Here is an 11503-nt window from a genome sequence, read left to right on the forward strand (position 1 = left end):
ATGGCAATTCTCAATGTTCCGTTCGGGTATCTGACGATCCAGGATGCGGTGGATGCCGCCACGGCGAACGATACCATCGTCGTCGATCCCGGCTATAGCGGCCCGGAAAGTGTGGCGGTCGATGTCGACGATCTGATCCTGGACATCACCAGCGCCACGACCGGGGTCGAAGTCACGCTGGCATCGAACGTCGATGATTTCACCACGACCGGATCCGGCAGCATCGAGATTTTCGGCCACAGCGGGAACGAGGATATTTTCGGCGGATCGGGTGCCGATACCTATTATGGATCGCTCGGCAACGATTACTACGACGGCGGCAGCGGTGCCGACCGCGTCGACTATTCCGCCATGACCGGTGCGATCTCGGTCGATCTGACGGACCTGGTCGGCAGCAATGTCGCCGGGGCGGCCGGCCTCGACACCCTGCGCAACATCGCGCGCGTGGACGCCACCGACTTTGATGACTTTCTGATCGGACAAACAGGCGACAGCATGTATGGCGGCAATGGCAACGACACGCTGATCGTGCGCCACAACGTTCGCTTGTTCGGCGGCCAAGACGACGACATCTTCCTTTTCGACGATGACAGCCAGACCCCTAACGCTATCTTTATATTTGGTGGCGGTGGTTCCGACAGGTTACGTCTGGCTGGTTCCAACGGTGCCGACTTTTCCATTTTCGGCAATGTCAATTCGGTCGAGACGGTCGAGTTTACCGGCGTCGCGAATACCGACCAAACGCTGGAGTACAGTACCAGTTTTCTATTGCTCAACCCTGACCTGAACGTGATCGGCAATGATACGACAGGATCGACCGACACTATCAATGTGAGGTTCGGAACAGGTACCACTTTGGATCTCAGCCTCTGGACCTTCACCGACTGGGGCGATCAGGACGACCTGATCACTGCGACCGGTGATGAGGACGGCGAAACTTTCATCCTGTCCGATCAGGTCGAAGTTATCGACGGTGGTGATGGTCACGACTCCGTCTTCTACATCCATGCAGCCGGCGGCGTGACGGTCGACCTGACGGATGTATCCGGACCTAACGTGAGCGGGGCCAGCGGCGCCGACACGTTACGCAACATCGAGCAGGTCACCGGCTCCGCTTTCGACGACACGTTGATCGGCGATTTCGGCAGCAACATATCCGGCTCCAGCGGCAACGACACTCTCTACGTGCGCAACAATGTCGATTTGTTCGGCGGCAGCGATGACGATATTTTTCTGTTCGACGATGACAGCGTAGCTGTCTCCTCGCACGCAATCTTCGGCGGGAGCGGGTCCGACAGGCTACGGCTGGCCGGGTCCGATGGCGCAGATTTCAACCTGTTCGGCAGTGTCACCTTAGTCGAAACGGTCGAGTTCACCGGCGGCGCGAATACCGACCAGTCGCTGACTTACAGGACCAATTTTCTTATAACCAATCCTGATCTGAATGTGATCGGCAACGACTCGACAGGATCGACGGACACGATCGATGTTGTTTTTGGGTCAACCTCCACCTCCATCGATTTTAGCCTTTGGACCTTCACCGATTGGGGCGATCAGGGTGACCTGATCACCATGACCGGCGACCAAGACGACGAGACCTACATTCTGTCTGATCAGGCGGAATCGATCGACGGTGGTGACGGCCACGACTCGGTGTTCTATTTCGATGCATCCGGTGGCGTGACCGTCGACCTGACCGATCTGTCGGGCCCGAACGTGAGCGGGGCCAGCGGTAACGACACGCTGCGCAACATCGAACAGATCAGCGGATCAAATTTCGACGACACTTTGACCGGCGGTTCAGGCAGCAACATATCCGGCAGCAGCGGCAACGACACCCTGCATGTGCGCAACAATGCGCAGTTGTTCGGCGGAAATGACGACGATATATTTCTGTTCGACGACGACAGCCTGAATCTGACGCAGACCTTTCTCTTCGGCGGCAACGGATCCGACAGGATCAGGATGGCCGGGTCCGACGGTGCCGCATTTAACCTAAATGGTAGTGTCACGTCGATCGAAACGATCGAGTTCACCGGCGGGACGAATACAGACCAATCGATAAATTACAGGACCAACTATCTGCCATCGGGCGGCGCGCTGAACGTGATCGGGAACAATTTGACCGGGTCGACCGACACGATCAGTCTGGCTATATCGAACGGTACCACCTCCGTCGATCTTAGCCTTTGGACCTATAGCAATTGGGGCGCACAGGGCGACACCGTCATCGTCTCCGGTAACGCCAACGATGAAACCGTCACGGGCAGCAATTTCGGCGATATTTTCGACGGCGGACCGGGCAACGATACGTTCAGCGGCAAGGACGGGATCGACACGATCAGTTATGCCAGCGCGGCCAGCGGTGTGCGGGTCGATCTGGGCACGACCAGCGGACAGAACACGCTGGGTGCCGGAACCGACCGGTTGTTCGATGTCGAGAACACCATCGGATCCGATCACAACGATACGCTGTTTGGCGGCGCCGGCAACAATACGATTTTTGGCGGTAGCGGCGACGACATCATCCTCACCCGCAGCGCCTCGGGCACGTCCTTCCCCGCACCCGCGACCGACAGCTTGTTCGGCGGCAAGGGCGACGATACCATCGGGTTGGCTTTGGCCGGTTTCGGGCAATCGAACCTCGGTTCCGGCCACAACTTCGACGGCGGCCAGGACACGGACACATTCGCCTTCGAAACCTTCGGCAGTGATTATGCTGCCGATCTGGAGGCAAAATCATTCACCGTGATCGCATCCGGTGTCCAGGTCGCGACCATTGCCCAATTCGAGAACATCATCGCCGGCAAGGGTGACGACGTGCTTGGCGGCTCCAATGACGCGAATTCCATTTCGGGTAACGACGGTAACGATACGATCACCGGCCTGAAGGACACTGACACGCTTTACGGCGGCGACGGGATGGACGAGATCTTCGGCGGAAACGACGCCGACACGATCTATGGCGGTGCGGACGCGGACGAATTGTTCGGCGATGACGAAGACGACGAACTCTACGGCGGCGACGGGACCGACGAACTCTATGGCGGCGACGGGCGGGATATCCTGAATGGCGAAGATGCGAACGATTCCCTGTTCGGCGGCAACGGAAACGATACGCTGGACGGCGGTGACGACCTCGACGTCCTTTACGGCGGGGCCAATAACGACACGCTGAATGGCGGCGACGACGCGGACAGCATCTATGGCGGCGGCGGCGACGACCTGATCGTCGACGACCTGTCCGCAGGAGCATCCGATACCGATCATAACTACGGCGGGACCGGCACGGACACCTACCAGGCAACCGGCGTCTCGTGGTCCGACACCACGTCATTCAACCTGACGACGGGTGTACAGACCGTCAGCGGGACGCTCGTCCGTGACACCTTCGACAGCATCGAGAACCTGCGGGTCGCGGGTGAGGCGTCTCTTGTCGGCGACGGCGAAAACAACGTGCTGGAGACCACCGACGACAAGGGTGCGTTCGACAACACCCTGTCCGGCGAAGGCGGTCAGGACACGCTTTACGGCAATGGCGGCGTGGATACGCTGCGCGGCGGTGCGGCCGATGACGCGCTTTATGGTGGTGAGGGCAACGACGATATGTTCGGCGGCACCGGTGCCGACCTGCTCGACGGTGGCGCAGGGCGCGACCGGGTGTTCTATTCCAACGCCGCCGCGGGCGTGACCGCGAACTTCATCAACCAGACACTGAACACCGGTGAAGCGGCGGGCGATACCTACATCTCTGTCGAAAGCATCAATGGCACGAATTTCAGCGACACCATCACGTCCGGCAATGACGACAACGACCTGATCGGTCTTGGCGGCGATGACGTGCTGATCGGCGCGCGTGGCCGCGACAGGCTCTACGGTGGCGACGGCGAGGACCGGATCCTCGGTGGCAACGGCAATGACGACATCTTCGGACAGGGCGACGACGATACCATCGTCATTCAGGTCGGTGCCGGCACGGACCGCGTGTTCGGCTTCGTCTCGGGCGAGGACACGATCGAATACGTCGGCGGGCCGGGCGCTTTCGCTGAACTGACGATCACGCAGGTCGGGGCCGATACCGAAGTGTTGTCGATCAACGGCTTGGTCCGCCTGATGGGCTTTACCGCCACGAACCTGACCGCGGCGGACTTTACCTTCGTCAACCCCTCCCCGCCGCCCACCGGCAATACCGTGACGCACACACTTGACAACGATGCCAATACCTTTGACGGCGGCGCGGACGACGATGTGGTCAACGGGCTGGGTGGCAACGACGTGCTGCGCGGCGGTGTGGGCGACGACACGCTGAACGGTGGCAACGACAACGACGACCTGTTCGGCGGTCTGGGGTCGGATGTGCTGAACGGTGGCGCAGGCAATGACCGGGTGTTCTACACCAGCGCCTCGAACGGGATTACCGCAAACTTCATCAATCAGGCGCTCAACGCCGGTGAGGCCGCGGGCGACACCTATATCGACGTCGAAAGCGTCGGCGGTTCCAACTATGCCGACAACCTGACCTCCGGCAACGACGACAACGACCTGATCGGGCTGGGCGGCAACGACGTGCTGGTCGGCGCAGGTGGTGCCGACAGGCTTTACGGTGGTGACGACGACGACCGCCTGCTGGGTGGGGGCGGCAACGACGATCTGTTCGGGGGCGATGGCGCGGATACGTTCGTGATGCGCACGAACTCCGGCAACGACAGGGTCTTCGGTTTCGAGGACGGGTCGGACATCTTCGAATACCGCGACGGTCTGACCTTCGGCGACCTGACCATCGCCCAGGCCGGGGCCGATGTGACCATCACGTCGAGCCATGGTGTCGTGACCGTCATCGGTGCGCTTCAGGCTGATTTCGACGTCGGTGATTTCACCTTCTTCTGATCGGGCGGTCGGCTCATCGTCAAGGCAATGCCCGCACCTATGGCTCGGGCATGCTCGGCCGATGGTGGGGTTCGTGGACACACGGCAAGCCCCCTGCCCGCCTAGCGACGCTGAAACGCGATCATCACCAGGGCAAGTATCCCCGAACCGATCATCAAAAGCAGCGACACCGCGTTGAGGACCGGTGTCGACCCTTCCTTGAGACGGTCGAACATCGTGATCGTCAGTGGCGCATCGGACCCCACCAGCATCAGCGTCGTGTTGAAATTCTCGAAACTCATCAGGAAGGCGACGACGAACGCACCCACCAGCGCGGGCAGCAGATAAGGCAGCGTCACCGTGCGGATGGCGACGAGCGGCGTGGCACCAAGGTTCAGTGCGGCCTCTTCCAGCGCGCGGTCGAACTTCACCAAGCGCGCCGAAATTACCAGCGTGGCGATGGTCGTGATGAACGAAAACTGCCCGGCGATGACAAGCGGCAGCCCCGGGCGCAGCGCCTCGACGTAAAGCCCGGTGACGTCCTGCACACCGGTCGCGATCCGACTGGAGAAAATCAGGATCGAAATGCCCAGAACGATTCCTGGCACCACAAGCGGCAAGAGCATCAGGATGTAAAGGAACCCGCGTCCGCGGAAACTGTAGCGGTTGAACAGAAAGGCATTCGTCGTGCCGACGAATACCGACAATGCCGACACGCAAAGGGCGACAAATACCGAGGTCCAGATCGACGACAGGATCCGCCGCTCGTGAAACAGGCCGATCTGGGGCCGCTCTTCGCCGAAGAACCAGCCCCAGGTGAACCCTTCCCACGGCAGCGACGGGAACTGGCTGTCGTTGAAGGCAAAGACCGAAACCGTGATCAATGGCAGCGCCAGCCACACGAAAAACGCGACGACATAGGCGTTGTAGATCAGGCGCGTCGCGCGCGGCTGTGGGATCGAGGGAATCATTGCCCCTCTCCCATCGTGCGTTCGAGAGTCTGACCGGTCAGGCGCAGCATCGCCCAGACGATCACCGATGACGCGAACAGAAGGCAAAAACCGAATGCCGCACCCAGTTCCCAGTTGAAGCGCACGATGAACTGCGAATAGATCGCCTCGGTGAACCACAGGCTGTCCTTGCCGCCCAGCATCGTGGGTGTCAGATAGTTGCCCAGCGACAGCATAAAGACAACGATGCAGCCCGATACGATGCCGGGCATCGCGTGCGGGATCACGATTTCGCGCAGCACGCTCCACCGCGTACCGCCCAGATCATAGCCCGCCTCGATCACCGCATCGTCAAGACTTTCGAGCGTCGACGACAGCGGCACCACCATGAACAGCATCGACGTATAGACCAGACCGAGCATCATCGCCGCATCGTTGTAGAGCATCTCGACAGGTTGATCGCTCAGTCCCGACCACTGCAACAGGCCCGATATCACCCCGGTTTCGCGCAGCAGGATGATCCAGCCGAACGTGCGCACGAGTTCCGACACCCAGAACGGCACGAGACACATCAGAAACAGGGCCGCCTGGCTGCGCCCTTTGGCGACCTTGGCGATATAGTAGCTGATGGGAAACGCGATGAAGAGCGTCAGCACCGTCGCGATGATCGAGAACACCGCCGTCCGCAGGAAAGTGTTGATATAGAGAGGTTCGGTAATGAAATCGCGATAGTTTTCCAGCGAAGGCGCGTATTCACCGGGTGCGATGCGCGTCCGCAGAGAGACGATCGCCATGTCGATATGCGGCAGGACGATCAGCAGGCCCAGCCAGATCACCAGCGGCGCAAGCAGCAGATAGAAACCCAGCGACCGGCTCATCCCGCCGTCCCAAAGGCCAGCGTCTGCGCCCGTGACCAGCCGATATGTACCGTGTCGCCCTTTTCCATACCCGCAAACTGCGACGACTGCGGCAAGGCCACATCAAGCGCCCCCCCCGACATCGCGTCGCGCACCAGAATCCGGCTGGCCGCGCCGTTGAACAAAAGTGCCGTGACGGTGGCGCTCATCCGGTTGGCCTCCTCCGCCACCCCGGCGGCGTCGCGCGCGACGGTGATGGCTTCGGGGCGGACGAATACCTCGACCGTGTCGTCGCGCAGCAGATCGGTGTTGCCGGTCTGGATCGCGATGCCGTCCGAGGTGCGGACCGTCGCACCCGCCCCGCCGCTTTCGGCGACCGTCCCGCGCCAGCGGTTCGCCTCTCCGACGAAGCCCGCGACGAATGCGGTATCGGGCCGGTAGTAAAGATCGCGCGCGGTGCCGACCTGTTCGAACGCGCCGTCGTTCATCACGGCAATCGCATCGGACATGACCAGCGCCTCGCCCTGATCGTGGGTGATATAGACGAAGGTCGTGTCGAATTCGGCCTGCAGTGCCTTCAGTTCCACCTTCATGCTCTCGCGCAGCTTGAGATCCAGCGCGCCCAGCGGTTCATCAAGCAAAAGCACGTCCGGCTCAAGCACCATGCAGCGGGCGATGGCCACGCGCTGCCGCTGCCCGCCCGACAGTTCCGATACCTTGCGGGTCGCGATGTCGGGCAGATGGATGCGCTCCAGAACCTCGCCGGTGCGGCGCGTGATTTCTGCCTTGGCCACACCCTGACGGCGCAGCCCATAGCCGATGTTTTCGGCCACGTTCATCATCGGAAACAGCGCCAGATGCTGAAACACCATGTTGACCGGCCGTTTGTTCGGCGGCACGCCCAGAACCGATTTACCCTGGATCAGGATATCGCCGGACGTCGGCTCCAGAAACCCGGCGATCATGCGCATGATCGTCGTCTTGCCGCAGCCGGACGGCCCCAGTATCGAAAAGAACGATCCCGCCGGAACCGAAAAATCGACTCCGCGTACCGCCTGCACATCACCAAAGGTCTTCGATAGGCCCCGGCACTCAAGGTCATGGGTGGATGGCATCGACGGTGCTTTCGTTATGGAGCCTGTGGCCCGGCATGCACCGGGCCACAGGTTGCGTCGTGGTTCAGTTGGCGGCCTGGATCCGGTCCAGCGCCTCCCCCTCGATACGCTCGATTTCGGCGGGCACGGGCGGATACCAGCGGATGTTGTCCACGGCCTCGGGCGGGAACGACGCCTGATAGCGCGCCTTCAGGTCATCGTTGACGAATTCATCGGCACCCTTCGACGCCGTGAAGTTACCAGCCTCGTCGGTAATCATCGCCGCGATTTCGGGCTGCATCACGAAATTGATCCAGGCATAGGCCGCCTCGTCCGCGCGCCCCTGCGCAGGCAGCGCGAATGTATCGACCCAGCCCAACGCGCCAGAGGCGGGTGCGACGAAGTTGATATCCGCATTGTCGGCGTTCAGCTTCCAGCCGCCGGTGTCCCAAGCCATGGCGGCGACGGTTTCGCCCGACCGCATCAGATTGATCAACTCGTCTCCGCCGCTCCAATACGTGCGTACGATGGGTTTACACGCTATCAGCGCGGCCTCGACCTCATCAAGGATGCCTTGATAGGCGTCAGCGTCACCATAGGCCGCAAACGGATCCATCCCCATCGCATAGCCGAAGCCGATCAGCGTGGCCCGCTTCAGACGATAGGTCACGCGCCCTTCCAGACTGTCCTGGCACAGGTCGGTATAGTCGGCCACATCGCCTGCCTCGGCCGCGTTGACGATCAGTCCGGACGTGCCCCAGACATGCGGGACGCCGTAAACATCGTCACCCACGGTGGTATTCGCCTGTGTCGCCGCCATCATTGAATCGATGAACAGCGATGTGTCGATCTGGCTCAGGTCCATCGGCTTGTAGATACCGAATTCGGTCTGCGGCCCGGCGATCCGGTCCTGGCTGGGCTGCACCAGATCAAAGCCGCCGCCGCCGGTCGCGCGCAGTTTGGCGATCATTTCCTCGTTGTTGGACAGCGTCACCTCGACCGTGTGGCCAGTCTCTTCCTCGAACAGGTCGATCACGGCGTCGGGGGCATAGCCACCCCATGTCAGAAGGCGCAGCGTGTCGGCCTGCGCCGGCACCGCGAGGGCGAGCGCCGCCGCCGAAGCCGTAAGCATCAGTGTCTTGGTCATGTGAAGTCTCCCGTTGTTTGGTTTGCTTTTGCGTGTGTCGTTCCCAAGCGTAACAGCTGTATGAAATCAGACGATCTCCAACAGCAGTTGTCGCGTATTGTTCGCAGTCATCTCGACCGGATTGCCGCCGGTACTGGGGTCTTTCAGCGCTCCGGCCACGACACGGTCGATATCCACATCCGTCACCCCAAGACCCGATAGCCGCGTGGGGATATTCAGGCTCCGGTTCAGATCGTCGACATAGCGACAGAAGCCGTCGAATCCACCGGCGATTCCAAGATAGGCCGCGGCCATATCGAACCGGTCCCGGATCGCGCTGCCGTTGAACTGCAACACGGCGGGCATACAGACCGCATTCGTCGTGCCGTGGTGCGTATGGTAGATCGCGCCGATGGGGTGTGACAGCGCGTGGATCGCCCCCAGCCCCTTCTGGAACGCCGTCGCCCCCATCGCCGCCGCCGACATCATATGCGCGCGCGCCGTAAGATCGCCACCCTCGGCATAGGCCCGCGGCAGGAAATCCTTCACGAGCCGCATGCCCTCCAGCGCGATACCCTGGCTCATCGGGTGGTAATGCGGCGAGGAAAACGCCTCGACGCAATGGGCGAAGGCATCCAGCCCGGTGCCTGCGGTGATGTGCGGCGGCATGCCGACCGTCAGTTCAGGGTCGCAGATCACGACTGTGGGTAGAAATTTCGGATGAAAGATGATCTTCTTTTCATGTGTTTCGGAATTGGTGATGACGCTGGCGCGTCCGACCTCCGATCCGGTCCCGGCGGTCGTCGGCACGGCGATGATGGGCGCGATGGCATCCGCATTCGCGCGGGTCCACCAGTCACCGACATCCTCGAAATCCCACAGCGGGCGCGTCTGCCCGGCCATGAACGCCACCAGTTTTCCCAGATCGAGGCCGGAACCGCCGCCGAACGCGATCACACCGTCATGCCCGCCATCGCGAAAGGCCAGCACCCCCGCCGCCGCGTTCTTTTCCGTCGGGTTCGGGTCGACATCGGAAAACATCGCTCGTCCCAGACCGGCCGTGTCAAGCAGATCGCGCGTCCGGGCGGTGATCTCCATACCGGCCAGCCCCTTGTCGGTTACCAGCAAGGGGCGTTTGATCCCGGCGACGGCGCAGGCCTCCGCGATTTCGGAAATGCGCCCCGCGCCAAAGCGTATCGCAGTCGGGTAGGACCAGTTGGCGGTCAGTGTCATGTGGTCAGGCCTTCTTGAAATGATAGGATTTGGGGCGGGTGAGATTGTGATAGCCGATCACCGACAGACCGCCGCCGCGCCCGGTGTTCTTGCACCCGGTCCAGCACAACGCCGGGTCGAGGTAGTCGGCGCGGTTCTGAAAGACGGTGCCGGTTTCGATACGATCCGCGATCGCCTCGGCCCGCAGGCTGTCTGGCGTCCAGAGCGAGGCGGTCAGCCCGTAGGGGCTGTCGTTCATCAGTGCGATGGCTTCATCGTCGTCCTTCACGGACATGATCCCGACGACCGGGCCAAAGCTCTCTTCGCGCATCACGCGCATGTCGTGGGTGACATTGGTCAGGATTTGCGGGGTCAGATAAGCCCCGCCGTCATCCGCCGAAAACCTGTCGATATGCGCCACAGCGCCATCCGCGACCGCCGCGTCGATCTGGGATCGCACCTCGGCGGCGAAACGGGCGTGGGCCATCGGGCCGATGGTCGTTTCGGGGTCGAGCGGGTTGCCCAGCCGGTAGCTGTTGACGATCTCGACCGCCCTGGCGACGAAATCATCGAACAGGCTTTCATGTACGTAGACCCGCTCGATCCCGCAGCAGCACTGTCCGGAATTGAACATCGCCCCGTCGATCAGCGTCTCTGCGGCGGCAGGGACATCTGCATCGTCCAGCACATAGCCGGGGTCCTTGCCGCCGAGTTCCAGCCCGACACCGGTAAAGGTCCCCGCCGCCGCGCGTTCGATCGCCTGCCCGCCGCTGACGGAGCCTGTGAAATTGACGAAGCCGAGGGCGCGTCCCGCGATCAGGTCCGCCGTCGTCCCATGGTCCAGAAACAGGTTCTGAAATACGTCCGCCGGGACGCCTGCCGCATGAAATGCCTGCGCCATCCGTTCCCCCACCAGCGGGGTTTGCGACGCATGTTTCAGCACCACTGCATTGCCCGCGATCAGGGCGGGCGCGACCGTGTTGATCGCGGTCATATAGGGATAGTTCCAGGGCGCCACGACCAGAACCACCCCGTGCGGCACACGCTTGATCAGGCGTCGGAACGCGGCGCTGTCCTCGATCTCGATATCGGCCAGCGCATCGCTGGCAATCCCGGCCATATAGCTGGCGCGTTCCTCGAAGCCGCCGAATTCTCCGCCATAGCGGACCGGCCGGCCCATCTGATGCGCCAGTTCCGGCACGATGGCGTCGTTCATGCGGCCCACTTCGGCGACACCTGCCATCACAAGGTCAATACGCTCGGACAACGGTCGCGCGGCCCACGCCGCCTGTGTCTCGCGCGCCCGCGCGACGGCTTCCTCTGCCGCGTCCCGGTCGAGCGTTTCGCGGGTCGCATAGACGGACCCGTCGATGGGTGAGATGCAGGTGATGGTCATGG

Annotated in this window: 7 protein-coding genes; 1 reads left to right on the plus strand and 6 read right to left on the minus strand. The window is 61.8% G+C overall.

The genetic code is table 11. The features are described 5' to 3' along the window. On the plus strand, positions 1-4887 hold the full coding sequence (locus AC04PH_RS09530; protein WP_483065509.1) for a beta strand repeat-containing protein: 4887 nt from the start codon (positions 1-3) through the stop codon (positions 4885-4887). A gap of 101 nt (positions 4888-4988) precedes the next feature. On the opposite strand, the gene AC04PH_RS09535 is transcribed toward AC04PH_RS09530, so the two are convergent. From AC04PH_RS09535 to AC04PH_RS09560, 6 genes are all read right to left on the minus strand, one after another. Continuing rightward, on the minus strand, positions 4989-5837 hold the full coding sequence (locus tag AC04PH_RS09535) for an ABC transporter permease (protein WP_483065510.1): 849 nt from the start codon (positions 5835-5837) through the stop codon (positions 4989-4991). Beyond that, complete coding sequence (locus tag AC04PH_RS09540) at positions 5834-6694, minus strand: ABC transporter permease (RefSeq protein WP_483065511.1); 861 nt, start codon at positions 6692-6694, stop codon at positions 5834-5836. Before AC04PH_RS09540 ends, AC04PH_RS09535 begins: the two co-directional genes overlap by 4 nt. Next, positions 6691-7788, minus strand: a complete 1098-nt coding sequence (locus AC04PH_RS09545) for an ABC transporter ATP-binding protein (protein WP_483065512.1) — start codon at positions 7786-7788, stop codon at positions 6691-6693. Before AC04PH_RS09545 ends, AC04PH_RS09540 begins: the two co-directional genes overlap by 4 nt. A gap of 64 nt (positions 7789-7852) precedes the next feature. Beyond that, on the minus strand, positions 7853-8914 hold the full coding sequence (locus tag AC04PH_RS09550; RefSeq protein ID WP_483065513.1) for an extracellular solute-binding protein: 1062 nt from the start codon (positions 8912-8914) through the stop codon (positions 7853-7855). A gap of 66 nt (positions 8915-8980) precedes the next feature. Next, positions 8981-10126 carry an iron-containing alcohol dehydrogenase gene (locus AC04PH_RS09555; protein ID WP_483065514.1) on the minus strand — a complete coding sequence of 382 codons (1146 nt, stop codon included), beginning with the start codon at positions 10124-10126 and terminating at the stop codon, positions 8981-8983. 4 nt (positions 10127-10130) lie between these two features. Then, positions 10131-11501 (minus strand): aldehyde dehydrogenase family protein, encoded by a 1371-nt coding sequence (locus tag AC04PH_RS09560; RefSeq protein ID WP_483065515.1) that lies wholly within the window; start codon positions 11499-11501, stop codon positions 10131-10133. Positions 11502-11503 lie beyond the last annotated feature (2 nt).

It is taken from the genome of Yoonia sp. KMU-150 (assembly GCF_056858355.1).

Coding starts and splice junctions, on each gene's coding strand:
- AC04PH_RS09530 (WP_483065509.1), top strand. CDS start 1: ATGGCAATTCTCAATGTTCCGTTCGGGTATCTGACGATCCAGGATGCG.
- AC04PH_RS09535 (WP_483065510.1), bottom strand. CDS start 5,837: ATGATTCCCTCGATCCCACAGCCGCGCGCGACGCGCCTGATCTACAAC.
- AC04PH_RS09540 (WP_483065511.1), bottom strand. CDS start 6,694: ATGAGCCGGTCGCTGGGTTTCTATCTGCTGCTTGCGCCGCTGGTGATC.
- AC04PH_RS09545 (WP_483065512.1), bottom strand. CDS start 7,788: ATGCCATCCACCCATGACCTTGAGTGCCGGGGCCTATCGAAGACCTTT.
- AC04PH_RS09550 (WP_483065513.1), bottom strand. CDS start 8,914: ATGACCAAGACACTGATGCTTACGGCTTCGGCGGCGGCGCTCGCCCTC.
- AC04PH_RS09555 (WP_483065514.1), bottom strand. CDS start 10,126: ATGACACTGACCGCCAACTGGTCCTACCCGACTGCGATACGCTTTGGC.
- AC04PH_RS09560 (WP_483065515.1), bottom strand. CDS start 11,501: ATGACCATCACCTGCATCTCACCCATCGACGGGTCCGTCTATGCGACC.